Genomic DNA, 23,845 nt, shown 5'->3' with positions numbered 1-23,845 from the left:
ACCGATCTCCGCGAGAAGATGACCTATGGCTCCTATCTCGGCCTCGACAGGCTGCTCGGTGCGCAGAACCCGGTGTCGCATCCGGAGCATCACGACGAACTGCTGTTCATCATCCAGCACCAGACCACCGAGCTGTGGCTGAAGCTCGTCCTGCACGAGCTGCGGGCGGCGATGACACTGCTCGCCGCCGACGACCTCCCCGCTGCGCTCAAGAAGATCGCGCGGGTGAAGCACATCCAGAAGACGATGACCGAGCAGCGGTCGGTGCTCGCCACCCTCACGCCGAGCGAATACGCCCAGTTCCGCGACTCGCTGGCGAACTCCTCGGGTTTTCAGTCGTACCAGTACCGCGCGGTGGAGTTCGCGCTCGGCAACAAGAACGCGAAGATGCTGGCCGTCTTCGACGCCGAGCCCGGCGCGCGCGCCGTGCTCGAGGAGCTGCTGCACCGGCCGAGCGTCTACGACGAGTTCCTGCGCTATCTCGCTCGGCACGGATTCGACGTTCCGGCGGCGGTGCTCGCGCGCGACGTCACGGTGGCGAACACGCTCACGCCGGAGCTGCTGCCCGTCTTCCTCGAGATCTACGAGAACTCCGAGAAGCACTGGGCCGCCTACGAGGCGTGCGAAGAGCTCGTCGATCTGGAGGAGAACTTCCAGTTCTGGCGGTTCAGGCACCTGCGCACGGTGCAGCGCACCATCGGCATGAAGACCGGTACCGGCGGCTCGAGCGGAGTCGACTTCTTGCGCCGGGCGCTCGACCTCACCTTCTTCCCTGAACTCTTCGCGGTGCGAACCGAGATCGGACGCTGAGACATGACGCACACACCTGAAGCACTCGACGCTTCCGCGCTCGACGCCGCCGACCCGCTGGGCGCCTACCGCTCCCGCTTCCTCGGCGCCGACGACCCCGCAATTCCCGCCTACCTCGACGGCAACTCGCTCGGCCGGCCCGTCGCCACCCTCCCCGAGGCCTTCAGCTCCTTCATCACCGAGCAGTGGGGCGGCCGCCTCATCCGCGGCTGGGACGAGTCGTGGCTCGAGCTCCCCACCCGTCTCGGCGACAGACTCGGCCGGGCGGTGCTCGGCGCTGCCCCGGGGCAGACCGTTGTCGCCGACTCCACCACCGTCTCGCTCTACAAGCTGCTGCGCACCGCGCTCCATGCCCGGCCCGATCGCCACGAGATCGTCATCGACCGCGGCAACTTCCCGACCGACCGCTTCGTGGTGGAGGGGGTCGCCGCCGAGACCGGGGCGCGCATCCGCTGGATCGAGACCGAGCAGGGCTCCGGCGCGACCCTCGCCGACGCCGCAGCCGTGATCGGCGATGCCACCGCCGTCGTGGTGCTGAGTCAGGTCGCCTACCGCTCCGGCTACCTCGCCGACGTTCCCGGCATCACCGCCCTGGCCCACGAACATGGGGCGCTCGTGCTCTGGGATCTCTGCCACTCGGTCGCCTCGGTGCCGATCGAGCTCGACACCTGGGGCGTCGACCTGGCAACGGGATGCACGTACAAGTACCTCAACGGCGGCCCCGGTTCCCCCGCGTTCCTGTACGTCTCCTCGGCGCTGCTCGCCGACGCCGGCGCCCGCCAGCCGATCTGGGGCTGGATGGGCGACCGCGACCCCTTCGCGATGGCCGACGGGTACGTGCCGGCCGAGGGCATCCGCCGGTTCGTCAGCGGCACGCCGCCGGTGGTCGGCATGATCGCCATGCAGGAGATGCTGGGGCTCATCGAGGAGGTGGGCATCAAGGCGATCCGCACGAAGTCGCTCGCGCTCACCGACTTCGCCATCGCGCTGGTCGACGAGCGGCTCGCACCGCTCGGGGTCGTGCTGTCGACGCCGCGCGAGCACGAGATGCGGGGGAGTCACGTGACCATCGATCACCCGGCGTTCGCCGGCATGATGGGGGAGCTGTGGGCGCGCGGGGTGATCCCCGACTTCAGGGCCCCGACCGGGATCCGGTTGGGGCTGTCGCCGCTGTCGACGAGCTTCGCGGAGGTCGAGGTGACGGTGGAGGAGATCCGCGGGCTGCTGGCGGCGTCGGTGGCGTGAACAGGCCCGACCACGTCGACGCGTACGGGTCGCTGCCCGAGCAGATCGTCGAGCTGTACCGCGCTGCGCAGCGCGACGAGGACGACGGCTCGCGCGGGCTCGTCGTGCTGCTGCATGGCGGGTTCTGGCGCAGCCGCTGGGACCGCACGCACCTTCGCCCCCTGGCCGCAGCGCTCGCAGCGGCCGGCTGGACGGTGGCGCTGCCCGAATTCCGCAGGGTGGGCGACGGGGGCGGCTGGCCGGCGACCTTCGACGACGTGCGGGCGATCGTGTCGCGGGTTCCCGGCCTGGTGCGGGAGCGCTTCGGGCAGACCCCGGCCTCCTCGCCGGCGCCCGTCGTGCTCGCCGGTCACTCCGCGGGTGGCCACCTCGCCGTCTGGGCCGCCGCGCAGGAGCCGCTGCGTGCATCCGTCGACCGGGTGGTGGCGCTCGCCGGCGTGCTCGACCTCACCGAGGGGCACCGGCTCGCGCTGAGTTCCGACGCGGTCGGCGAGTTGCTCGGCGGAGCCGCGTCTCCGGGGTTCGCCGAGCGGCTCGCCGCGGCCGACCCGATGCTGCTCGAGGTGCCCGTCACGGTGGGAATCGCGACGGTGCTCGTGCACGGCGAACTCGACGACGAGGTGCCCGTGTCGTTCAGCCGGGGTTACGCTGAACGCGACCCCCGCATCCGGTTCGAGCCGCTGCCGGGGGTCGGTCACTACGAACTCATCGATCCGTCGAGCGATGTCTTTGCTCAAGTGCTCGCAGCACTGGCGGATGCGCACTGAAAGAAGGACGACATGGGCATCACCCTCGGATACAAGGCCTCGGCAGAGCAGTTCGGCCCGCGTGAGCTGGTGGAGATCGCCGTCGCCGCCGAGGGGCACGGCTTCGAGTCGGTGGCGGTGAGCGACCACTTCCAGCCCTGGCGCCACACCGGCGGCCACGCCCCCTCCGCCCTCGCCTGGATGGCGGCGGTGGGGGAGCGCACGTCGAGCATCCGCATCGGCACCAGCGTGCTCACCCCCACCTTCCGCTACAACCCGGCGGTGCTCGCGCAATACTTCGCCTCGCTCAGCGTGCTCTACCCGAACCGGGTGTGGCTCGGCGTCGGCACCGGCGAGGCGCTCAACGAGATCGCCACCGGTGCGAAGGACTGGCCCGAGTTCAAGGAGCGCTTCGCCCGCCTGCGCGAGTCGGTCGCCCTCATGCGGGAGCTCTGGAAGGGCGATCGGGTGTCGTACGACGGCGAGTACTACTCCACCGTCGACGCCTCCATCTACGACGTCGACCCCGCCGGGGTGCCGATCTACGTCGCCGCGGGCGGCCCCGTGGTCGCGCGCTACGCCGGGCGCGCCGGCGACGGTTTCATCTGCACCTCGGGCAAGGGCGCCGAGCTCTACACCGAGCAGCTCGTGCCCGCCGTGAAGGAGGGCGCCGAGAAGGTCGGGCGGTCGTTCGACGACATCGACCGCATGATCGAGATCAAGCTCTCGTACGAGGAGACTGAGGAGGCCGCGCTCGAGAACACGCGTTTCTGGTCGCCGCTGTCGCTGTCGAAGGAGCAGAAGCACGACATCACCGACCCCATCGAGATGGAGAAGGCGGCGGATGCGCTGCCCATCGAGACCATCGCCAAGCGCTGGATCGTCGGCACCGACCCCGACGCCGTGGTCGCCTCGATCGCCGAGTACGTGTCGTGGGGCTTCAACCACCTCGTCTTCCACGCCCCCGGCCACGACCAGGAGCGCTTCATGACCTTGTTCGAGCGCGACCTCGCGCCGCGGCTGCGGGCGCTGGGGTAGGGGCCGGCGGCGGCGGCGCGGCGCCGCGCTCGCGACTTTTCCCGTACAAAGTCCGTGATGACCGCAGTCATCCCGGACTTTGTGGGGGAGAACGTCGGCGGGTGGGTCAGAGGAGGGGGTGGATGCGGGTGATCCGCTCCGCCCACCACTCACGTCGGGCGGGGGTGGCGGTGAGCCGCGCCAGGGCATCGGGGTCGACGTCGGGGCGGGTGACCGGGATGCAGCCGGCGCGCGGCACGAGGCTCTGGCCGGGGGCTGCGACGTCGGCCGTGAAGAGCTCGACAGTGGCGAGTCCGCAGTCGTGGTCGAGGGTGGGGAGTGCTGCGGCGAGGTGCGCCCCCATCGCGATCCCCACCGAGCTCTCGAGCGCCGACGACACCACCGCGGGAAGGCCGGCCTCGGCGACGATCGCGAGCGCTGCGGAGATGCCGCCGAGCGGTTGCGCCTTCACGACGAGGAGGTCGGCGGCCCCGGCCCGCGCGACCGCGAGCGGGTCGCTCGCCTTGCGCACGCTCTCGTCGGCCGCCACGGGGATGTCGAGGTAGGCGATGCGCTCGCGGAGCTGGGCGAGCTCGTCGACGCTCGCGCACGGCTGCTCGAGGTACTCGAGGTCGAACTCCGCCAGACGGTGCACGGCGTGCTCGGCCTCGTCGACGTTCCAGCCGCCGTTCGCGTCGAGCCGCAGGCGGCCCTCCGCCCCCATCACCTCGCGCACGCGGCGCACGCGGGCGAGGTCGTCGTCGAGCGTCTGGCCGCGCTCGGCGACCTTCACCTTGGCGGTGCGGCAGCCGTCGTAGTGGGAGAGCACCCGCGCGACGTCGGCCGCCTCGACCGCGGGCACCGTGGCGTTCACCGGGATCTCGGTGCGCTGCGGCCGAGCGGCAGCCGTCGTCGCGGTGGTCGTGGTCGATGTCCATCCGAACTCGACGGCGGCGCGCAGCCAGGCCACCGACTCCTCGTCGCCGTACTCAGGGAAGGGCGAGAACTCGGTCCACCCCTCCGGCCCCTCGAAGAGGGCGATCTCGCGCACGGTCTGTCCGCGGAAGCGGGTGTGCAAGGGCAGCGCCACCACGTGCATCCGCTCGAGCAGCTCGGCGAGAGCCGGGGGAGTCATGGTCACCACTCCACAATCCTCCCGCGCCTGCACGTTATCCCCAAGCTGCTCGCGACGGCCGGCGGATGCGCGCATCGGCGTAGCCTTGCAGCATGAGCGATAGATCCACGGTCTCCGACATCTTCGACCCCGAGGAGTGGGTGGTGGCGCCGGGTTCCGAGCACTTCACCGACATCACCTACCACCTCGACCGGGAGGGTCGCGTCGCCCGTATCGCCTTCGACCGACCCGAGGTGCGCAACGCCTTCCGGCCGAAGACCGTCGACGAGCTCTACTCGGCTCTCGACGATGCGCGGCAGAACCCGCGAGTGGGCGTCGTGCTGCTCACAGGGAACGGCCCGAGCCCGCGCGACGGCGGGTGGGCGTTCTGCAGCGGCGGTGACCAGCGCATCCGGGGTCGCGACGGCTACAAATACTCCGACGAGGAGACGGCGGCGGGCATCGACACAGCCCGGGCCGGGCGCCTGCACATCCTCGAGGTGCAGCGGCTCATCCGCTTCATGCCCAAGGTCGTGATCGCCGTGGTGCCCGGGTGGGCTGCGGGGGGCGGCCACTCGCTGCACGTGGTGTGCGACCTGTCGATCGCGAGCGAGGAGCACGGGCGGTTCAAGCAGACCGACGCCGACGTGGGCAGCTTCGACGCCGGGTACGGCAGCGCCTACTTCGCCAGGCAGATCGGGCAGAAGTTCGCCCGTGAGGTGTTCTTCCTCGCCGAGGAGTACAGCGCGCAGCGCGCCTACGAGATGGGGGCGGTGAACCGGGTGGTGCCGCACGCCGAGCTCGAGACCGAGGCGTTGCGCTGGGCGCGGGTCATCCTCGGCAAGTCGCCGACGGCGATCCGCATGCTGAAGTACGCGTTCAACGCCGTCGACGACGGTCTGGTGGGGCAGCAGGTGTTCGCCGGCGAGGCCACCCGGCTCGCCTATGCCGGCGACGAGGCGGTGGAGGGTCGCGACTCCTTCCTCGAGAAGCGGGAGCCCGACTGGTCGGCCTTCCCGTACCACTACTGATGCGCCCCCTCGCCCTCCTCGACGCGGGTCGCATCGAGCTCGTCGAACGGGCGCTGCGCGACGCCCTCTCGCACTCGGGGCCGGCCGTGCTCGTGCGCGAGCAGGGGCACTCGCCGTCGAGCGAGGGCCGAGCGCTGCCGAGCGACGTGCCCACGAAGGTCGCGCTCGTCGTGGAGACCTCCGGGTCGTCGGGTGCGCCCAAGCGGGTCATGCTCTCCGGCGAGGCGCTGCTCGCCTCGGCCGCGGCCACCGAGGCTGCCCTGGGCGGCCCCGGGCAGTGGCTGCTCGCGCTCCCGGTGCACTACATCGCCGGTCTCCAAGTGCTCGTGCGGTCGATCGCCGCCGGCACCGAGCCGCTGCACGAACCTCCCGGCCCGTACTGGGCCGAGCGGTTCGCGGCCCTCGTGGCCGGCATGGAGGCCCCGCGCCGCTACACCTCGCTCGTTCCCACCCAGCTGTCGCGCTTGGTCGACGCCGCGCACGCCGACGCCGAGGTGCGCCGCGCCGTGGCGCGCCTCGACGCGGTGCTGGTGGGAGGTCAGGCCCTCCCCGAGGCGTTGCGTCAGCGCGCGCTCGATCTCGACATGCCCGTCGTGCGTACCTACGGCTCGAGCGAGACAGCCGGGGGCTGCGTCTACGACGGCCTGCCGATCGGCAACACCGTCGTGCGCGAGCGTCACGGCGAGATCGAGATCACCGGCCCTTCGCTCGCCGAGGGGTACCTCGGCGATGCCGAGCTCACCGCAGAGCGCTTCGTCGACGACGGCGGTGTGCGCTGGTACCGCACCTCCGACGGCGGCAGCATCGATTCCGAAGGCCGGCTCGCCATCACCGGGCGGCTCGACAACGTCATCATCTCCGGCGGCGTCAAGGTCTCGCTCGACCTCGTCGAGCGACTCGTGCAGTCGCAGCCCGGCTTCCAGCAGGCGGTCGTCGTGGCCGCCGACGACGAGACCTGGGGTCAGGTCGCCGTCGTCGTCACCGACCGCGAGCCGTCACCCAGCGCCCTCGCCGCCCTGCGCGCAGCCGTGGTGCCCGTCGCCGGCCGTGCCTCGGCGCCCGCGGCGGTGCACCGCGTCGACACCCTCCCGCTCCTGCCCTCCGGCAAGCCCGACAGGCTCGCCCTCACCAGGTCGCTCACCGCGGCTGCTCACTAGAATCGCCCCGATGTCGAAAAGCACCAAGCGCCGTTCCGGCCACCCCGCCCGCGTCAACGCCCCCCGTCAGACGGCGGTGCGACCGCAGCCCGGCACCCGCTCGGCGGCCGGCGCGTGGCTGGCGGGTGCGCGGCTGCGCACCCTCACTCTCTCCATCGCCCCGGTGGCGCTCGGCGCGGGGGCTGCATCCGTGCTCACCGACGGCGACATCTCGTGGTTGCTGTTCGCGCTGTGCCTCCTCGTCGCTGTCTTCCTGCAGATCGGCGTGAACTACGCCAACGACTACTCCGACGGGGTGCGCGGCACCGACGACGTGCGGGTCGGCCCGCCGCGTCTCACCGGCTCGGGGCTCGTGCCGGCCAAGCGGGTGCTCGCGGTCGCGTTGGTGTTCTTCGGGCTCGCCGGAGCATCCGGAATCGCCATCACCGTCATCACGGGCCACTGGTGGCTGCTCGCCGTGGGAGCCGCGGCCATCGCCGCCGGGTGGTTCTACACCGGCGGCAAGCACCCCTACGGCTACTACGCCCTCGGCGAGGTGTTCGTCTTCGTGTTCTTCGGGGTGGTCGCCACCGTCGGCACCACCTTCATCCTCGCCGGCGAGGTGAACGCCGAGAGCTGGGCCGGCGGAGTCGCGGCGGGAGCCATCGCGTGCGCCGTGCTCATGGCCAACAACATCCGCGACATCGAGCAAGACAAGCTCGTGAAGAAGCGCACCCTGGCGGTGCTCATCGGGCGCACCGCATCGCGCATCGTCTACGTGTTCTGGCTGCTCGTCGCCTACGCGGTGCTCGCGTTCTTCGCCCTGCTCTACCCGTTGGCGCCCTTGGTGTTCTTCACGCTGCTCATCACGGTTCCCGCGACCATCATCATGCTCACCGCGAAGAAGCCGCGGGAGTACATCACGGTGCTGCAGCTGACCAGCCTGTTCGGGCTGCTCTACGGGGTGGGCCTCGGGTTGTCGTTCGCGCTCTGAGTCGCAGCGTCGGCGTCGGCGTCACGGGCGTCGACGGCCCTGTCTTCGACGTCTTCGTCTTCGGAGGTCGTCGCGGTGGCGGGGTCGCGGGTGGCGGTGCCCCGGTTGCGCCTGGCCTCGTAGAGGGTCTTCGACGCCTCGTCGCGGGGCTTCCGCAGCACGAGGATGGAGATGCAGAGCGAGATCACGGCAGCCAGCACCGCGGCGATCCACGCGGTGATGTTCAGCAGGAGCAGCACCGTCAGCACCACAGCGAAGATGCCGAGGCGGATGAGGGTGTACACGAGCCAGGTGCGTCCGGGTTTCACGACCCCGAGTCTAAGGCGCGCATCCTGACCGGCGGCTGACGCGCATCCTGAGCGGCGGCCGGCGCGCGCCGTGAACCGGGGGCTGACGCGCGCCTCCTCTGCCCTGTCGTGCGCGCATCCCGGCCCGTGCGGGCGAGCCACAGACCGCCCCGAGATCACGGTCTGGTCGCGGTCGGCGAACACGCAGGGCCCTCTCGATCTGCGGGGGTATGGTTACTCCATGGCCCGTCTCCTGCTCGCTGTCGTGATCGTCGTGGTGGCGTTCACGGTGTACGCGCTGGTCGACTGCCTCATGCTCCCGAAGTCGCGGGTGAAGGCGCTGCCCCGCCCGGTCTGGGTGCTCATCATCCTGCTGTTCACGCCGATCGGCGGCATCCTGTGGCTGCTCATCGGTCGCGGTCGCCGCGTCACGAAGCCGCCGGTGCGTGCGCTCGGGCCCGACGACGACCCCGACTTCCTCGGCACCATCCGTCCCATCCCCGACCCCACGCAAGACGAGCGCATCCGTGAGCTCGAGAAGCGGCTCGCCGAGACCGACGACGAGCAGGACAACGGCAGAACCGACCGGTGACCGCCGCCAGCCCGGCCGCGACCTTCTCCGCCCGATTGGTGCGCGCCTTCGCCGCGCTCGGCGTCAAGCACGCGGTCGTCTCGCCGGGGTCGCGCTCGCAGTCGCTCGCCCTCGCGCTCGCCGAGCTGGAGCAGCAGGGCGTCATCACGGTGCACGTGCGCATCGACGAGCGCGTCGCCGCGTTCACGGCGCTCGGCATCGGCCGTGAGAGCGGCAGGCCGGCTCTCGTCGTCACCACCTCGGGCACGGCTGTCGCGAACCTGCTGCCTGCGGTGGTCGAGGCGAGTCACTCCGGGGTGCCGATGATCGTGCTGAGCGCCGACCGCCCGGCGTCGTTGCGCGGAACGGGTTCGAACCAGACCACCATCCAGCCGGGCATGTTCGGGGAGTTCGCGCGGGCCGAGGTCGACCTCGCGCCGCCGCGACCCGATTCGCTCCCTGCCGCGTCAGACCTCGCCGCTTGGGCCTTCGAGATGGCGACGGATGCTCGTGCCGCGGGCCCCGTGCACCTGAACCTGCAGTTCGTCGAACCGCTCTCGGGGGAGGTCGACGACGAGGCAGCCGAGGTGCCGTGGGAATCGCACGTCGACGGCACCTCTGTGCGCTGGGCACGGGCGGCTGCGGCGCCCGATGGCGGCACAACCCCCCACGGCGCTGACGCTGCCGATGCAGGTGAGGGAGACGGGGTCGTGCGTGCTGCAGGGTCGGCAGGCGCTGCTGATGCCGCCGGGGTCGTCCGCATCGTCGACGGCGTTCGGGCGGCGGGGTTCGCCGAAGCCGGCGGCACGAGCATCCGTCGTCTGCATCTGGCGCCGGGGCCCCGCACTCTGGTGATCGCCGGGGCCGACGCGGGGGAGGCGGCCGCCGACTTCGCCCGGGGCGCCGGGTGGCCGATGATCGCCGAGGCATCGAGCGGGTCGCGGTTCGGGCCGAACCTCGTGGGCGCCTACCGCACGCTGCTCGACCACCCCGACTTCGGTGGACGGGTGGAGCGCGCCGTGGTGTTCGGGCATCCGACCCTCAGCCGGCAGGTGCCCGCGCTGCTCGCCCGTGCCGATGTCGAGACCGTGGTGGTGGCGGGCCGTGGTGCCGCCTACCTGCCGCGACCCGACACGGTCGTCGTCGACGAGGTGACCGCCGACCCCGAAGACCGCGGCGACCGCGCGGCCCGCTCCTGGACGGGGCAGTGGGTGTTCGCGGGGCGCGAGCTCATGGAAGAAGAGTCGGCGGGCGACGACCTCGCCGCGCCCGTGCTGAGCGCGAGCGGGCCGGGCGACGTCGAGGCCGCGCGCGCCTTCGCGAAGGGCGAGCTCGCGGCGCTGAAGGCACCGATCACCCGGCGCTCGCTGGCGCTCGCGGTGTGGCGCGCGAGCTGGCCGCACGATCGCCTCGTGCTGGGGGCGTCACGGCTCGTGCGCGAGGTCGACGCGGCGGTGCCGGGCAAGAAGATCCCGGTGCACGCCAACCGGGGGCTGGCCGGCATCGACGGCACGATCTCGACGGCGATCGGCGTGGCCATCGCGAGCCAGGGGCCCGATGCGCGGCCCGGCACCACGCGGGTGCTGCTCGGCGATCTCGCCTTCCTGCACGATGTGGGGGCGCTGCTGCGCACACCGGGCGAGCGGATGCCGCGGGTGCAGCTCGTGGTCGGCAACGACGGCGGGGGCACCATCTTCGACGGGCTCGAGGTAGCGGGGAGCGCCGAGCGCTCGGCCTTCGACCGGGTGATGTACACGCCGCAGGACGCCGACCTAGGGGCGATCGCCACCGCTTACGGGTGGACGCACAGGCGGGTCGAACGGCGTAGCGAGCTCGATCAGGTGCTGTTGTCGCCCGCGCCGGGGTGCAGTGTCGTCGAGGTCGCGCTGGGGCGCTGAGGTGGGCCGGTCGTGACTCCTGCACAGGCCCGTCATGGGCGTGCCCGGTGGGGAGGGCTTGTGGACAAGCCGTGATGTCCGCGGCGCGAACTAGGCTCGAGACGTGACCACAGCATCCGCCACCATCGCCCTCGACACCCTCGGCCGGGTGTTCGGCTACGACTCGTTCCGGGGCGACCAGGCCGAGATCATCGATCACGTCATCGGCGGCGGAGACGCCGTCGTGCTGATGCCCACGGGTGGGGGCAAGTCGCTCTGCTACCAGGTGCCGTCGATCGTTCGTGAAGGCACGGGCGTCGTCATCTCGCCGCTCATCGCGCTCATGCACGATCAGGTGGAGGCGATGAAGGCGGTCGGCGTGCGGGCTGCCTTCCTCAACTCCACCCAAGACCCGGCCCAGCGGGCCGAGGTCGAGCAGGCCTACCTCTCGGGTGCGCTCGACCTGCTCTACGTCGCGCCCGAGCGGCTGTCGGCCGAGAGCACGAAGAGATTCCTGGCGCAGGGCGAGATCGCGCTGTTCGCGATCGACGAGGCCCACTGCGTGTCGCAGTGGGGGCACGACTTCCGGCCCGACTACCTCGCTCTCGCCGAGCTGGCCGAGCGCTGGCCCGAGGTGCCGCGCATCGCGCTCACGGCCACGGCCACCGAGGCCACCCACAAGGAGATCACCGAGCGGTTGTCGATGGGCGAGGCCAGGCACTTCGTCGCGAGCTTCGACCGGCCCAACATCCAGTACCGCATCGACGCGAAGAACGAGCCGCGCAAGCAGCTGCTCTCCTTCATCCGCAACGAGCACGCCGGCGAAGCGGGCATCGTCTACGCGCTCTCCCGCAACACGGTCGAGAAGACCGCCCAGTTCCTGGTCGAGAACGGCGTCGACGCCATGCCCTACCACGCGGGCCTCGACGCGGGGGTGCGGGCGCGCACACAGTCGCGGTTCCTGCGCGACGACGGGGTGGTGATCGTGGCCACCATCGCCTTCGGCATGGGCATCGACAAGCCCGATGTGCGATTCGTCGCCCACGTCGACCTGCCGAAGTCGGTCGAGGGCTACTACCAGGAGACCGGTCGCGCCGGCCGCGACGGCGCTGCATCGACGGCGTGGATGGCCTACGGCCTGCAAGACGTGGTGCAGCAGCGCCGCATGATCGACGAGTCACCCGGTGACCTCGCGCATCGGAGGAGGCTCTCGGCACATCTCGATGCGATGCTCGCGCTCTGCGAGACGGTGTCGTGCCGCCGGGTGAACCTGCTCGGCTACTTCGGCCAGCAGAGCGGGCCGTGCGGCAACTGCGACACCTGCCTCCAGCCGCCCGAGTCGTGGGACGGCACGGTCGCCGCCCAGAAACTCCTCTCCACGGTCGTGCGCCTCGAGCGCGAGCGCAATCAGCGCTTCGGAGCCGGGCACCTCATCGACATCCTGCGCGGCAAGCAGACCGACCGGGTCACGCAGTGGAAGCATGACACCCTCAGCACCTGGGGCATCGGCACCGAGCTGAGCGAGCAGCAGTGGCGCGGGGTGGTGCGGCAGCTCTTGGCACTCGGACTGCTCGCGGTGAACGACGACGGGTACGGCACTCTCGTCATCACGCCCGAGAGCGGGGCGGTGCTGTCGGGCGGGCGCACGGTGCAGCTGCGGCGCGAGCCGGAGCGGACGGCGCGCACGCGGGGGTCTGGCTCGGGGCCGGGTGGCTCGGGCTCCGGTTCGGGAAGGTCGGGTTCGGCAGCGAAGGAGTCGTTGTCGGCATCCGACGCCGAGTTGTTCGAGGCGCTCCGCGCATGGCGGGCGGCGACCGCGAAGGAGCAGGGGGTTCCCGCCTACGTCGTGTTCCACGACGCAACCCTCGCCACCATCGCGCAGCTGAAGCCCACGAGCCCTGAGGGTCTCATCGGCATCCCCGGCATCGGCGACCGCAAGCGCGAGAGCTACGGTCCTGGCCTCGTCGAGGCGCTCACCGCCGCGCTCGGTGGCTCGCTCGGCGGTGACGGCGCCGGAGGAGAGGCTCCTGCGACCGGGTCATCCGTTGCCCCGAGCTTCTCGGATCGAGGCGGTGACCGCACGGCGCGCGCGGCGTCGTCCGGCTCGGGTTTCGCGGCTCGCGGCGCGCAGAGCAGCCGTGCGGGCGGGGCGCGCCCGTCGCGCTCCCGCGCCCAGACCCGCTTCACCCAGCGCATCGACCCCGCCGATCTGCCGCACGACGACGACCCCGCCTGGGCCGACGCCCCGCCACCCCCACCCGACTACGACGAGTACCCGCCCTACGACGACTCCGACGCACCCCCACCCGAGCACTACTGACCCCGCCCGGGCCCTGCCCGGGGCTTTCGGCCGGGGGTCCCGCCCGGGGTCCCGCCCCGCCCATCCGCCCCGTTTTCCCGCACGAAGTCCGTGAAGGACTCAGTCATCACGGACTTTGTGCGGGAGAACGCTCGGAGAGGGCGTTCCGGGGTGGGTTAGGTGAGGTGGGAGCGACGGCTCCCCGAGGCGGGACGGGTGCCGAGGCGCGCCTGTCACCACTGGCGCGACGACGTGCGGGAGACGCGGCGACCGGATTCGAACCGGCGTAGACGGCTTTGCAGGCCGCTCCCTGACCTCTCGGGCACACCGCGCGATGACCTCGATCATCCCCGACCCCCGCGCCGCCCGCCCGAACAAGTCCTTCTGTGACGGGCCGCACGAACTCCCTCCACGTTCTCGCGGACAAAGTCCGTGACAACGGAGTTCTTCACGGACTTTGTCCGCGAGAAAGTGGGAGAGGGTGACTAGACGACGCCGCCCATCATGCCGATGAGGGCGCGCCGGTGGTCGTAGTCGACGCCGTCGGCATGGAACGTCCCCTCGGGGGTGAAGTACGCCACGAGGCCGTCGGGGTTCGGATGCCCCCAGATCTTCAAGTGCTTCTCGAGGTCTTTCACGTAGTACCTGGTCTCGCCGGCCACTGTACGCTTCTCGGTGTGCTCCGACGCCTCCAGTTGCTCTGCCGAGGGAGGGGTGCTGGGCGGCGTGGATGAAGGGGTGTGCTCCGGCGACTCACTCATGCGCTGAGCCTAGCCCGCAGCGCCCCGCGCACCGTTGGTCGCACGAAGTGCTCTCAAAAAACCCCGAGAGAGCACTTTGCGCGACCAGGACGAGCGCCGCCTGGGCTCGTGTGCGACGCGCGGGGTCACCACGAGCCCCACCCCTCACCCCCGATGGCCCCACGGCGTCCTGCACAGCGCTGGTCGCACGAAGTGCTCTCGCAAAGCCCCGAGAGAGCGCTTTGCGCGACCAAGACGAGCGCCGCCCGCACTCGAGAGCGACAGGCGGGGTGACCACGCGCCCCATTCCCTCACTCGTGCTCGGGCAGCAGGGGCGCCGAGAGCCCGGGGTCGTGGTGCAGGTGCGCGGCACGCGAGACCGAGTCGGCGCCGAAGCGGTCGCGCACGGCGTCGAGCACGGTGTCGAGCCGGGGCGGGTCGAAGCTCACGCCCGCGCCGAGGCCGAGGCCGAGGCTGCGGCCGGCGCCGGCGCTGAGGCCGCGGGCGGCACCCGGCCGGTGCGCGTCGTCCCAGTCGATCGGCAGTTCGAGCGGGATGCTGTCGGCACGCGCCAACTGCCCGAATGAGAGCCCGATCAGCGTGATGCCACGCGCGGCGATCTCGGGCTGCGCCGCGGCCAGCAGCTCGCGCGCGACGCCGAGCAGCACCGAGGTGCGATCGGATGCGGTGCCCACCGTGCGCGACCGCGTCGCCTTCTCGAAGTCGCCGAAGCGCAGCCGCAGCACGACCGTGCGGCACACCCGGTCTCCGTCGCGCAGCCGCCTGGCGAGCCGGTCGACGATCTGCGTGAGGATGAGTTCGAGCTCCTCGGGTGACCGCGCCCGCGACCGCGGACCACCGCCGAGCGCCCGCTGCGACCCGATCGACGAGCGGCGTCGCGTCGTGTCGACCGGCCGCGGGTCGCGCAGCCGCGCGAGAGCGTGCAGGTGCGCCCCGGCGGCGCGCCCGAGCAGCCGCTCGGCCGTCGCCTCCTCGAGCTCGGCGAGCTGCCCGACCGTTCTGATGCCGAGCCCGTGCAGCTTCGCGGCGGTCTTCGCCCCCACGCCCCAGAGCCGCTCGACCGGCAGGGGCAGCAGGAACTCCTGCTCGCGCTCGGGTTCGACGACCAGCAGCCCGTCGGGCTTGCTCACCGCGCTCGCCACCTTGGCGAGGAACTTCGTGCGCGCCACCCCCACCGAGATGGCCAGCCCGGCCTCCGCCCGCACCCGGGCGCGCAGCCGCACGGCCACCTGCTCGGGGGTGCCCACGAGCCGCCTCAGACCGCCGACCTCGAGGAAAGCCTCGTCGATCGACAGACCTTCCACGAGGGGCGTCGTGTCACGGAAGATCGCGAACACCGCGCGGCTGGCCTCGGAGTACGCCTCCATCCGCGGCGGCACCACCACCGCATCGGGGCACAGCTCGCGCGCCTGCCGCCCACCCATCGCCGTGCGCACCCCGCGTGCTTTCGCCTCGTAGCTCGCCGCCAGCACCACCCCGCCGCCGACGATCACCGGCCGCCCGCGCAGCGCCGGTGCGTCACGCTGCTCGACCGAGGCGTAGAACGCGTCGAGGTCGGCGTGCAGCACGGTCGCCTCGCCCCTCATGCCGCCTCCCGTCACCGTCCTGACAGGATGCTCGCACCGCCCACCGACATCGGTCACCACACGGCTGCGCCCGGTCAGCGCACCAGCGGATGCATCCCCCACGATGTGACCATGACCTCACCCGACCCCGCACCCAGCCCCGCCTCCGCGCCCACCCCGGGCCTCCGCATCGGCCTCCTCGTCTTCTCGAACGTCACGCAGCTCGACCTCACCGGGCCGCTGCAGGTGTTCGCCGACGTTCCCGGCGCATCCGTCGACGTCATCGGCAAGACGCCCGACCCGGTGCCGACCGACGCGGTCATCACGCTCACCCCCACGGTCACCTACGCCGCCTGCCCGCAGCTCGACGTGCTCTGCGTTCCGGGCGGGCACGGCGTCGACCTGCTGCTCGACGACGACGAGACGCTCGACTTCCTCCGCTCGCAGGCGGAGCGCGCCCGCTACGTCACTTCGGTCTGCACGGGGGCGCTCCTGCTCGGCGCGGCGGGTCTGCTGCAGGGCTACCGGGCGACGACGCACTGGTCGGCATTCGAGCTGCTCGCCGAGTTCGGCGCGACGCCCGAGCGCAGCCGCGTGTGCCACGACCGTGACCGCATCACGGGCGGCGGGGTGACCGCCGGCATCGACTTCGCCCTCTCGGTGGTCGCCGAGCTGTGCGGCCGCGACGTCGCCGAGCGCATCCAGCTGCACCTCGAGTACGACCCGGCGCCGCCCTTCACGGCGGGCTCCCCGAGCACGGCTCCGACTGCCGTGCTCGAGGCGTTCCGCGCGGCGGGGGCCGCCCACCAGGCCGACCGGGAGGAGCGCGTGCGGCGGGCGGCGGCCCGCATGCGGGCTTAACTCGGGCGGAACTTCCCTCGAATCGGTCGGGACACGGGCAATTCCAGCCCGCATGATGATCTCAGTGACCGCATCGTGCGGCACATCCCGCGTCGACGAGGAGGTCGGGAGATGGCCCGTTCGGGTGAAGAGCGCCGCAAGCGCATCCTCGACCTGGTGAGGTCGGGCGGTCGCCAGGAGGTGCAGGAGATCGCCACCGCTCTTGGGGTCGCCGTCGAGACCGTGCGCCGCGACCTGCGGGTGCTCGAAGACCGCCACCTGCTGCAGCGCGTGCACGGCGCGGCGATGCCGGTCGAGAGCGGGAGCTTCGAGACCGCGATGGACCACCGGGCCCAGACCAGGCTCGCCGAGAAGCGGCGCATCGCCGCGGCGGCCGTGGAGGCGATCGGCGACGCGCAGACCATCTTCCTCGACGAGGGCTACACCCCGATGCTCATCGCCGAGGCGATCGCCGAGCTCACCCAGCCGCTCACCGTCGTGACGGCGTCGCTCGCGAACGCGGTGGCGATCGGCAAGGCGCCGCACCACTCGGTGCTGCTCCTCGGCGGGAGGGTGCGCAGCCGCACCCTGGCGACCGTCGACCACTGGGCCACCGCGATGCTGGCCCAGCTGAACCTCGACCTCGCCATCCTCGGCGCCAACGGCATCACGGTCGAGAGCGGGCTCACCACGCCCGACCCCGCCGTGGCCGAGGTGAAGCGTACGGCCGTCGCCGTGTCGCGGCGCCGCATCTTCATCGGCATCCACACGAAGTTCGGTGTGACGAGCTTCTGCACCTTCGCGAAGGTGCAGGACTTCGAGCTGCTCATCACCGAAGAGGCACTGCCGCTCCGGCAGGCACAACGATTCGCCGCGCTCGGCCCCCACGTCGAGCGCGTCTAGGACGCACGACCCGAACACCCCACAACCCGAACACCGAGAACCCATCACCACGAAAGGCACACCATGCGATCGAGACTCCTCCCGCTAGCGCTCGGCGGCGCGACCGTCATCGCCCTCGCCCTCACCGGCTGCAGCGACGGACCGGGGATGACGACGTCCTCCGACTCCGCGAACGGAGCGGGCAACGGCAGTGGCGCCGGCGCCGGCACCACGAGCATCCAGTTCGTCAACCCGCTGCCCAACTACCCGGCCTGGCGCCTCATCGGCGACTGCATGGCCGACGCCGCCGAGGCGCGCGGCGTCGACTTCAACGAGTCGGGCCCGACCGGCCAGGCGATGGACCCGACCACCATGATCGAGCAGATCCAGAGCGCCATCGCCAACAAGAAGTCGGGAATCATCACCCTCCCCGCCAGCGACGCGTTCGGCCCACTGCTCGACCAGGCCCGTGACGCCGGGATCGTCACCGCCACGATGTACGGCGACGGAGCCGACGGCAGCGGCGCCGACATCAACGTGGGCATCGACTGGACCGAGCTCGGCAAGATCTACGTCGCCGAGGTCGAGAAGCTCCCGGGCGACAAGAAGCTCGGCCTCATCGCCCCGGGCGACACCGGCATCGGAAAGTCGTTCATGGACGGCGTGAAGGCCGCGGTCGCCGACACCGACGACGTGGAGATCGTCGGAGAGGTCTACACCGGCGACGACTCGGCGAAGGCGCTCGCGCAGACGAACGCGCTCCTCACCGCGCATCCGGAGGTCAACGTCATCGCCACGAACATGGGCACCGTCACCCAGGGCGCCGTCTCGGCGATCGAGGCCAAGGGCCTCACCGGCAAGGTCGCGTTCATCGGCAACGGTCCCGACAACGGCGGCAAGGAGGCCCTCGAGAGCGGCGCGGAGTACCGCTTCCTGCTGCAGGCGCTCTGCGACGCCGGTGCGGATGCGCTCGACGCCGTCGTCGACCGCATCGAGAGCGGCGAGGCGGCGGGAGGATCGGCGACCCTCATCGACGTCGGCACCCGCATGGCCACGAAAGACGACTACGCCGAGCTGCTGGAGCAGGGGTGGGCCTGATGAGCACCCCTTCTTCCACTCCGGCGCTCGAGCTGCGGGGCATCCGCAAGTCGTTCGGTTCGGTCGCCGCCCTGGAAGACGTGGACTTCGCCGCCTACCGCGGCGAGGTCCACGCCATCGTGGGTGACAACGGCGCCGGCAAGTCGACCACCATCAAGATCGTCACGGGCATCCACAAGAGCGACGGCGGCGAGATCCTCGTCGACGGCGAGGCGATGGATGCGGTGCACGGCGCCAGCGATGCGCTCGAGAAGGGCATCGCGGTCGTCTACCAAGACCTCGCCCTGGTCGAGTGCCTCGACATCGCCACGAACATGGCGCTCGGCAACCTGCCGAAGCGCTTCGGGGTCGTGCTCGACCGCCGGCGCATGGACCGCGAGGCCGCCAAGGTGCTCGCCGACCTCAACGTGCGCGTCGGCGATGTGAAGACCCCGGTCGGCCTGCTCTCGGGCGGGCAGCGTCAGGTCGTCGCCATCGCCCGTGCCGTGCGCATGGACAAGCCGATCATGCTGCTCGACGAGCCCACCGCCGCCCTCGGCGTGCAGGAGACCGCCCACGTCGGGCGCATGATCGACGAGCTGCGCGGGGCGGGCAAGGCCGTCATCTGCATCAGCCACGACCTCGACTTCGTGTTCACCCACGCCGACCGCATCACCGTGCTGAGGCTCGGCACCAGCGTCGGCACCCGCCGCGCGAGCGAGACCACCCGCGACGAGATCATCGGCATGATCACGGGCGCCATCCCGCGCGACACCCCCTCGCGCCGCACCCTCGAGGAGGCATCATGACGCGCACCGCGCCGAACACCCCGACGACCGCACCGGCGGGTGCGACGACGGATGCGCATCCGGCACCGCGGTCGACCCGCCGCATCGCGACGGTGCTGCTCCGGCAGGAGGCGTCGCTGCTCGCCGTGGTCGCGGTGATCGTCATCGCGGCGACCGTGGCGAACCCCGCGTTCATCTCGGTCGACAACCTCACCGAGATCCTCCGCAGCTCGGTGATCTACTTCGTGATGGGCTGCGGCGCAGCCCTCCTCATCATCGGCGGCGGGCTCGACTTCTCGGTCGGAGCCGTCTTCACCCTCGCCGCGCTCACAGGCACCTCGCTCATGAAGCTCGGGGTGTGGGTGCCCGTCGCCATCCTCGCCGCGCTCGTCGTGGCGGCGCTGGTGGGCGTGCTCAACCACCTCATCATCACCTACTGGCACGTGCCGCCCATCATCGCGACGCTCGGCACCTTCTTCATGGCGCTCGGCATCAACGCGCTCATCACCGGTGGGCTCGACGTGCTGCCGCTGCCGACCGACTTCGTGCGGCTGGGTCAGGGGTACTTCATCGGCATCCCGAACGTCATCTGGATCGCGGTGCTGGTCGGCGTAGCCGCCTGGTTCGTGCTCGAGCACACCCGGTTCGGCGTGAACGTGCGGGCGCTCGGTGGCAACCGGCAGGCCGCCATCGGGAACGGCCTGCGGGTGAAGCGGCTCGACCTGGCGCTCTACGTGATCGCCGCGGTCACCGGCGGTATCGCGGGGCTGCTGTACTCGGCACGCGTGGGCGCCGGGCAGGTGGAGGCGGGCGGATCGGCGACGACCCTCGTCGTCGTCACCGCCGTGCTCATCGGCGGAGTGAGCCTCCTCGGCGGGCTCGGCAACATCACCGGCGTCGCCGTCGGCGCGGTGCTGCTCTCGCTCATCGACAACGCGCTCATCGTCGCGTCGATCCCGCCGCAGTACAACAACATCGTGGTCGGCGCCATCCTCGTCTGCGCGGTCGCCGTCGACTACCTCCGGCGTCAGCAGCTGTACAAGCGGCGCTGACGCGCGGCACCGCTCTCACCGGCATCACGAACACCCGAAAGGAACCGCCACTCATGGCAGACCACGAGGCCGCACCGCGGTCGCCCGACGCCGACCCGAAGGCTGCAGGGCTCGACCCCGTGCTCGCGCAACTGCTGCCCCAGCTGAACGCCGCGGCGCCGCCCGTGGGCGACGGCACCGACGCAGCCGAGTTGCGCCGCGGCTTCGGCGAGCTGATCGCCCTGCTGCAGGGGCCGGATGCGCCGGCTCCGTTCGACGGCGAGGTCACCGACGGAGAGGTGGCGGGGTCGGAGGGGCACGTGCGTGTTCCTGTCCGCACCTGGGTGCCGCGCGGGGCCGGTGCCGACGTGGGCACCGTCGTCTTCGTGCACGGGGGCGGCTGGGTGCTCGGCGACCTCGACTCTGCGGCGCCCACGGCCCGCTTCCTGGCCGAACGGATGCGCGTGAGAGTCGTGGCGGTCGACTACCGTCTGGCGCCCGAGCATCCGTTCCCCGCCGCGTACGACGACGCGCTCGCCGTGCTGCGGGCGGAGCGGGAGCGCAGCGACGGCTGGCTCGCGGTGGCGGGCGACAGCGCCGGGGGCAACCTCGCCGCGGCGCTCGCGCTCGCGGCGCGCGAACTCGGCCTGCGCCTCGACGCGCAGCTGCTGTTCTACCCTGGGCTCGACCCCGCCATGTCGTCGGAATCGCACCAGCGCTATGGCGACGGCTATCTGCTCACGCGCCAGGCGATGCGGTACTACTGGGAGAGCTACGCGGGCACCGCCGACCCGGGTGACCCGCGCTTCGCGCCGCAGGCCGCCCGGTCGCTCGCCGGGGTCGCGCCGGCCGTGGTCACCACCGCGGGCATCGACCCGCTCCGCGACGAGGGCGACGCTTACGCCGCACGCCTGGTCGCGGAGGGTGTCGAGACGGTGGTGCTGCCGCAGCCGACGCTCATCCACGGCTGGATCGACCAGACCGTGCGCGTGCCCGCGGCGCGGCGCGCCCTCGAGCGCGCCGTCGACGCGCTGCAGCTCCTGCGCGAGGGGAGCGCTGCATGACCGCCCTCCCCGGCACCATCGCGGCACCCGATCGCGGCAGGCTCCCCGTCGCCCAACCGCTGTACTCGCGCGACGACGTCACGGCCGGCATCGTGCACTTCGGCTTCGGCGCGTTCCACCGCGCCCACCAGGCCGCCTACCTCGACACGCTCATGAACGACGGGCTGGCGCTCGACTGGGGGATCGTCGGCGTGAACGTTCTCGCCCACGACGAGCGGATGCACGAGGTGATGACCACGCAACGGTGCCGCTACACGCAGGTGCTGAAGCACGCCGACGGCCGACTCGAGGCGCGCACGATCGGCTCGGTGGTGGAGCACCTTCACGCGCCCGCCGACCCGGTTGCCGTGCTGGAGCGGCTGGCCGACCCGGGCATCCGGATCGTGTCGCTCACGATCACGGAGGGCGGGTACGAGACCGACCCGGCGACGGGGGAGTTCGCGCCCGTGTCGGAAGGCGTGCTCGCCGACCTCGCGGCGGTCGGCGGCGGTGCACCCGGTACCGAGGTGGGCGCCGACCCCATCGTCCCGCGCTCGGTGTTCGGTTTCATCGTGGCCGGCCTCCGGATGCGGCGGTCGCGCGGCATCCCGCCGTTCACCGTGCTCTCCTGCGACAACGTGCAGGGCAACGGCAGCATCGCGCGCGCCGCGCTGCTGGCCTTCGCGAAGACCGTCGACCCCGAGCTGGCGGAGTGGATGGCCGCGGAGGTCGCGTTCCCGAGCACCATGGTCGATCGCATCACCCCCATCACCACCGACGGCGACCGTGAGCTCGTGCGCGAGGTCTTCGGCGTCGACGACGCCTGGCCGGTGATGGCCGAGCCGTTCGCGCAGTGGGTGATCGAAGACGACTTCCCGCTCGGCCGCCCCCCGCTCGAACGCGCCGGTGCCCAGTTCGTCGACGACGTGGCGCCCTACGAGACGATGAAGCTGCGATTGCTGAACGCCTCGCACCAGGCGCTCGCGCATCCGTCGTCGTTGCTCGGGCACGAGCTGGTCGACGAGGCGATGGCCGACCCTGACGTGGTCGCACTGCTACGGGCCTGGTTCGGGGAGGCGCTCGCCGTGCTGCCCGAGGTGCCCGGCATCGACCTCGCGGTCTACTGCGACACGCTCATCGAGCGCTACTCGAACCCGTGGGTGCGCGACACCGTCGAACGGCTGGCGATGGATGCGGAGAACCGCCTCTCGGCGTTCGTTCTGCCGGTCGTGCGCGACCGGTTGGCGCTCGGACTCCCGGTCGACGTGGCAGCGCTCGTGCTCGCCGCTCACTTCGAGCGGGCTGCCGGGTCGGACGATGAGCGCCGCGAGGGCGGTGGGGGCCGGTCAGGCGGGGCGCGCCGGGCAGACGGCGGGCCGGCGGCGGGCGCAGAGGCGGTGCGCGCGACGCACTTCCTCGGCGACCTCGCAGCCGACCCGCGTGTCGGCGGCCTCGTCGCCGCCTACGGCGCGGCGATCAGGGCCTACGGCGTGAGAGCTGTCGTGCGAGACGTCAGCTCCGGGCGACGGCTATCTCGTTCGGAGTGACCTCGAGTTCGCCGGTGGCGAGGATCTCACCGGTCGTGAGGTCGACGGCGTGGATGCTGTTCGTCGCCGGCTCGGTGACGTAGGCGATGTCGCCGGCCACGACGAGGGCGGGATGCGCATCCTGCCATTCCTTCGGCCCGGTCCATGCGTCGATCACCGGGAGCTCCCGCTCGATCTCGCCGGTCTCGGGGTCGAGCACGTGGATTGCGCCGTCGGTGGCGAGCACGTAGGCGAGATCGCCCGGGCCGCGTGCCACGTCACGGAAGGTGTACTCCACTCCCTCGGGCAGGTCGACGACGTCGAGGGTGCCCGCGGCGGTGTCGATGAGGGTGACGGCATGCAGCAAGTAGCCCTCGGCGTCGGGGTCGCTCTTGTAGTCACCCACCACGACGGGGCTGCTCTCGCTCACGTAGGCATTGCCCATGCGGCCGTAGGGCTGGTCGGGGGCGTCGAGCTTCAGGATGGCGCCGTCGCGGTAGACGAGGGCGCCGTTCTCGCAACCGAACACCACGGCCTCGTCGGAAGCGGTGCCTTCCCCGTGCACACCGGGGCACTGGTCGCTCGTGGCGATCTCGGTTCCCGAGGCGTCGCGCACCACGATGCCGGTGCGGCCCTCGGCGCTGCCTACCGTGGTGATGAAGGTGCCGTCTTCGAGCACGACGGAGACGCCGTGGTGCGCCTCGACGCCCTCGACGGTCTCGACCTCGGGGAGGGCATCCGCGTCGGCCAGCTCGGCGGTGTCGAACACCGTGGTGTCGCTGGTGCCGTCGGCGTAGAGGATCGTCTTGCCGGCGTGCCGCACCACGTGACCCGGGGTGTCGGCCTCGAAGACGAGACCGGTGAGCTCCGGGTCGCCGTCGGTGCCCGCGGCGGTGTCGAGCACCTGGAAGCCCTCGCTCATCGTCACCATGACGTGCCGCCCGTCCCCCGCCGGGTTCAGGCGGGTGAACTCCTCGGAGTCGAGGTCGGCGATGGTGTCGAGCGTCGTGCCGTCGAGCACGAGGATGCCGCCCTCGTAGGAGACGGCGACCCGCGCTCCGGAGGCGGATGCGGTGGGCCGCTCTCCGGAGCCGGTCGCCGTGCCTCCGCCGGTGGCGGGGGCGGAGCAGGCCGCGAGCGCGAGCGCCGTTCCGGTGGTCAGGGCGGCGAGGCCGGCCCGACGTGCCAGGGATGTTCTCATGGTG

General features: G+C 71.5%; 21 protein-coding genes, 1 tRNA gene and 1 pseudogene. 17 read left to right on the top strand and 6 right to left on the bottom strand.

Going from position 1 to position 23,845, the window contains the following annotated elements:
- Nucleotides 1–18 precede the first annotated feature (18 nt).
- The 4 genes from ABFY20_RS17550 to fgd are packed head-to-tail and all read left to right on the top strand — an operon-like array spanning nt 19 to nt 3,839.
- Nucleotides 19–810: a tryptophan 2,3-dioxygenase gene (locus ABFY20_RS17550; RefSeq protein WP_368499821.1), complete on the top strand. Its 792-nt coding sequence runs from the start codon at nt 19–21 to the stop codon at nt 808–810.
- 3 nt (nt 811–813) lie between these two features.
- Nucleotides 814–2,055, top strand: coding sequence for a kynureninase (gene kynU / locus ABFY20_RS17545; protein WP_368497489.1), 1,242 nt, complete (start codon nt 814–816; stop codon nt 2,053–2,055).
- Nucleotides 2,052–2,822, top strand: a complete 771-nt coding sequence (locus ABFY20_RS17540) for an alpha/beta hydrolase (RefSeq protein ID WP_368497488.1) — start codon at nt 2,052–2,054, stop codon at nt 2,820–2,822. Before kynU ends, ABFY20_RS17540 begins: the two co-directional genes overlap by 4 nt.
- 12 nt (nt 2,823–2,834) lie before the next feature.
- Complete coding sequence (gene fgd / locus ABFY20_RS17535; protein WP_368497487.1) at nt 2,835–3,839, top strand: glucose-6-phosphate dehydrogenase (coenzyme-F420); 1,005 nt, start codon at nt 2,835–2,837, stop codon at nt 3,837–3,839.
- 106 nt (nt 3,840–3,945) lie between these two features.
- Here fgd and ABFY20_RS17530 read toward each other — a convergent pair whose 3' ends face one another.
- Nucleotides 3,946–4,953, bottom strand: a complete 1,008-nt coding sequence (locus ABFY20_RS17530) for an o-succinylbenzoate synthase (RefSeq protein ID WP_368499820.1) — start codon at nt 4,951–4,953, stop codon at nt 3,946–3,948.
- A 92-nt stretch (nt 4,954–5,045) separates the two neighbouring features.
- On the opposite strand from ABFY20_RS17530, the gene ABFY20_RS17525 reads away from it, so the two are divergent.
- From ABFY20_RS17525 to ABFY20_RS17515, 3 genes are read left to right on the top strand one after another with little or no spacing between them, the layout of a single operon-like run.
- Complete coding sequence (locus tag ABFY20_RS17525) at nt 5,046–5,963, top strand: 1,4-dihydroxy-2-naphthoyl-CoA synthase (protein WP_368497486.1); 918 nt, start codon at nt 5,046–5,048, stop codon at nt 5,961–5,963.
- Complete coding sequence (locus ABFY20_RS17520; protein WP_368497485.1) at nt 5,963–7,120, top strand: AMP-binding protein; 1,158 nt, start codon at nt 5,963–5,965, stop codon at nt 7,118–7,120. The genes ABFY20_RS17525 and ABFY20_RS17520 overlap by 1 nt, the downstream gene beginning before the upstream one ends.
- Before the next feature lie 10 nt (nt 7,121–7,130).
- A complete protein-coding gene (locus ABFY20_RS17515) occupies nt 7,131–8,093 on the top strand; it encodes a 1,4-dihydroxy-2-naphthoate polyprenyltransferase (protein WP_368497484.1) in 963 nt (320 codons plus the stop codon).
- Here ABFY20_RS17515 and ABFY20_RS17510 read toward each other — a convergent pair.
- Complete coding sequence (locus ABFY20_RS17510) at nt 8,057–8,401, bottom strand: DUF4229 domain-containing protein (protein WP_368497483.1); 345 nt, start codon at nt 8,399–8,401, stop codon at nt 8,057–8,059. The genes ABFY20_RS17515 and ABFY20_RS17510 overlap by 37 nt on opposite strands.
- Before the next feature lie 220 nt (nt 8,402–8,621).
- On the opposite strand from ABFY20_RS17510, the gene ABFY20_RS17505 reads away from it, so the two are divergent.
- From ABFY20_RS17505 to recQ, 3 genes and pseudogenes are all read left to right on the top strand, one after another.
- Nucleotides 8,622–8,972 carry a PLDc N-terminal domain-containing protein gene (locus ABFY20_RS17505; RefSeq protein ID WP_368497482.1) on the top strand — a complete coding sequence of 117 codons (351 nt, stop codon included), beginning with the start codon at nt 8,622–8,624 and terminating at the stop codon, nt 8,970–8,972.
- Nucleotides 8,969–10,849 (top strand): thiamine pyrophosphate-binding protein, encoded by a 1,881-nt coding sequence (locus ABFY20_RS17500; RefSeq protein WP_368497481.1) that lies wholly within the window; start codon nt 8,969–8,971, stop codon nt 10,847–10,849. The genes ABFY20_RS17505 and ABFY20_RS17500 overlap by 4 nt, the downstream gene beginning before the upstream one ends.
- A 103-nt stretch (nt 10,850–10,952) precedes the next feature.
- A pseudogene (recQ, locus tag ABFY20_RS17495) lies at nt 10,953–12,803 on the top strand (DNA helicase RecQ); the annotation flags it as partial.
- Nucleotides 12,804–13,388: 585 nt separating this feature from the next.
- Here the strand turns inward: recQ and ABFY20_RS17490 are convergent.
- The 3 genes from ABFY20_RS17490 to dinB form a co-directional block, all read right to left on the bottom strand.
- Nucleotides 13,389–13,459 (bottom strand) — tRNA-Cys (locus ABFY20_RS17490).
- 153 nt (nt 13,460–13,612) lie between these two features.
- Nucleotides 13,613–13,888: a hypothetical protein gene (locus ABFY20_RS17485; RefSeq protein WP_368497480.1), complete on the bottom strand. Its 276-nt coding sequence runs from the start codon at nt 13,886–13,888 to the stop codon at nt 13,613–13,615.
- 290 nt (nt 13,889–14,178) lie between these two features.
- Nucleotides 14,179–15,474, bottom strand: a complete 1,296-nt coding sequence (dinB, locus tag ABFY20_RS17480) for a DNA polymerase IV (protein ID WP_368497479.1) — start codon at nt 15,472–15,474, stop codon at nt 14,179–14,181.
- 111 nt (nt 15,475–15,585) lie between these two features.
- Here dinB and ABFY20_RS17475 point away from each other — a divergent pair, with 111 nt between their 5' ends.
- The 7 genes from ABFY20_RS17475 to ABFY20_RS17445 all read left to right on the top strand — a co-directional run bounded on the left by ABFY20_RS17475 (nt 15,586) and on the right by ABFY20_RS17445 (nt 22,661).
- Nucleotides 15,586–16,314 carry a DJ-1/PfpI family protein gene (locus tag ABFY20_RS17475; protein ID WP_368497478.1) on the top strand — a complete coding sequence of 243 codons (729 nt, stop codon included), beginning with the start codon at nt 15,586–15,588 and terminating at the stop codon, nt 16,312–16,314.
- 111 nt (nt 16,315–16,425) lie between these two features.
- On the top strand, nt 16,426–17,196 hold the full coding sequence (locus tag ABFY20_RS17470) for a DeoR/GlpR family DNA-binding transcription regulator (protein ID WP_368497477.1): 771 nt from the start codon (nt 16,426–16,428) through the stop codon (nt 17,194–17,196).
- A 63-nt stretch (nt 17,197–17,259) separates the two neighbouring features.
- Nucleotides 17,260–18,273 carry a sugar ABC transporter substrate-binding protein gene (locus ABFY20_RS17465; RefSeq protein WP_368497476.1) on the top strand — a complete coding sequence of 338 codons (1,014 nt, stop codon included), beginning with the start codon at nt 17,260–17,262 and terminating at the stop codon, nt 18,271–18,273.
- On the top strand, nt 18,273–19,061 hold the full coding sequence (locus tag ABFY20_RS17460) for an ATP-binding cassette domain-containing protein (RefSeq protein ID WP_368497475.1): 789 nt from the start codon (nt 18,273–18,275) through the stop codon (nt 19,059–19,061). The genes ABFY20_RS17465 and ABFY20_RS17460 overlap by 1 nt, the downstream gene beginning before the upstream one ends.
- Complete coding sequence (locus tag ABFY20_RS17455) at nt 19,058–20,092, top strand: ABC transporter permease (protein WP_368497474.1); 1,035 nt, start codon at nt 19,058–19,060, stop codon at nt 20,090–20,092. Before ABFY20_RS17460 ends, ABFY20_RS17455 begins: the two co-directional genes overlap by 4 nt.
- A 53-nt stretch (nt 20,093–20,145) precedes the next feature.
- Nucleotides 20,146–21,135 (top strand): alpha/beta hydrolase, encoded by a 990-nt coding sequence (locus ABFY20_RS17450; RefSeq protein ID WP_368497473.1) that lies wholly within the window; start codon nt 20,146–20,148, stop codon nt 21,133–21,135.
- Nucleotides 21,132–22,661 (top strand): mannitol dehydrogenase family protein, encoded by a 1,530-nt coding sequence (locus tag ABFY20_RS17445; protein ID WP_368497472.1) that lies wholly within the window; start codon nt 21,132–21,134, stop codon nt 22,659–22,661. Before ABFY20_RS17450 ends, ABFY20_RS17445 begins: the two co-directional genes overlap by 4 nt.
- On the opposite strand, the gene aztD is transcribed toward ABFY20_RS17445, so the two are convergent.
- Nucleotides 22,627–23,841, bottom strand: a complete 1,215-nt coding sequence (gene aztD / locus ABFY20_RS17440) for a zinc metallochaperone AztD (RefSeq protein WP_368497471.1) — start codon at nt 23,839–23,841, stop codon at nt 22,627–22,629. The two genes, ABFY20_RS17445 and aztD, sit on opposite strands and share 35 nt — an antisense overlap.
- Nucleotides 23,842–23,845: the final 4 nt, after the last annotated feature.

The organism is Herbiconiux sp. A18JL235 (assembly GCF_040939305.1).
GTDB lineage: Bacteria > Actinomycetota > Actinomycetes > Actinomycetales > Microbacteriaceae > Herbiconiux.
This window is presented reverse-complemented; position numbering and strand designations above follow the sequence as displayed.

Coding starts and splice junctions, on each gene's coding strand:
- ABFY20_RS17520 (WP_368497485.1), top strand. CDS start 5,963: ATGCGCCCCCTCGCCCTCCTCGACGCGGGTCGCATCGAGCTCGTCGAA.
- fgd (WP_368497487.1), top strand. CDS start 2,835: ATGGGCATCACCCTCGGATACAAGGCCTCGGCAGAGCAGTTCGGCCCG.
- ABFY20_RS17475 (WP_368497478.1), top strand. CDS start 15,586: ATGACCTCACCCGACCCCGCACCCAGCCCCGCCTCCGCGCCCACCCCG.
- ABFY20_RS17445 (WP_368497472.1), top strand. CDS start 21,132: ATGACCGCCCTCCCCGGCACCATCGCGGCACCCGATCGCGGCAGGCTC.
- ABFY20_RS17460 (WP_368497475.1), top strand. CDS start 18,273: ATGAGCACCCCTTCTTCCACTCCGGCGCTCGAGCTGCGGGGCATCCGC.
- ABFY20_RS17455 (WP_368497474.1), top strand. CDS start 19,058: ATGACGCGCACCGCGCCGAACACCCCGACGACCGCACCGGCGGGTGCG.
- ABFY20_RS17550 (WP_368499821.1), top strand. CDS start 19: ATGACCTATGGCTCCTATCTCGGCCTCGACAGGCTGCTCGGTGCGCAG.
- dinB (WP_368497479.1), bottom strand. CDS start 15,474: ATGAGGGGCGAGGCGACCGTGCTGCACGCCGACCTCGACGCGTTCTAC.
- ABFY20_RS17450 (WP_368497473.1), top strand. CDS start 20,146: ATGGCAGACCACGAGGCCGCACCGCGGTCGCCCGACGCCGACCCGAAG.
- ABFY20_RS17525 (WP_368497486.1), top strand. CDS start 5,046: ATGAGCGATAGATCCACGGTCTCCGACATCTTCGACCCCGAGGAGTGG.
- ABFY20_RS17465 (WP_368497476.1), top strand. CDS start 17,260: ATGCGATCGAGACTCCTCCCGCTAGCGCTCGGCGGCGCGACCGTCATC.
- ABFY20_RS17505 (WP_368497482.1), top strand. CDS start 8,622: ATGGCCCGTCTCCTGCTCGCTGTCGTGATCGTCGTGGTGGCGTTCACG.
- ABFY20_RS17515 (WP_368497484.1), top strand. CDS start 7,131: ATGTCGAAAAGCACCAAGCGCCGTTCCGGCCACCCCGCCCGCGTCAAC.
- ABFY20_RS17470 (WP_368497477.1), top strand. CDS start 16,426: ATGGCCCGTTCGGGTGAAGAGCGCCGCAAGCGCATCCTCGACCTGGTG.
- kynU (WP_368497489.1), top strand. CDS start 814: ATGACGCACACACCTGAAGCACTCGACGCTTCCGCGCTCGACGCCGCC.
- aztD (WP_368497471.1), bottom strand. CDS start 23,841: ATGAGAACATCCCTGGCACGTCGGGCCGGCCTCGCCGCCCTGACCACC.
- ABFY20_RS17485 (WP_368497480.1), bottom strand. CDS start 13,888: ATGAGTGAGTCGCCGGAGCACACCCCTTCATCCACGCCGCCCAGCACC.
- ABFY20_RS17530 (WP_368499820.1), bottom strand. CDS start 4,953: ATGACTCCCCCGGCTCTCGCCGAGCTGCTCGAGCGGATGCACGTGGTG.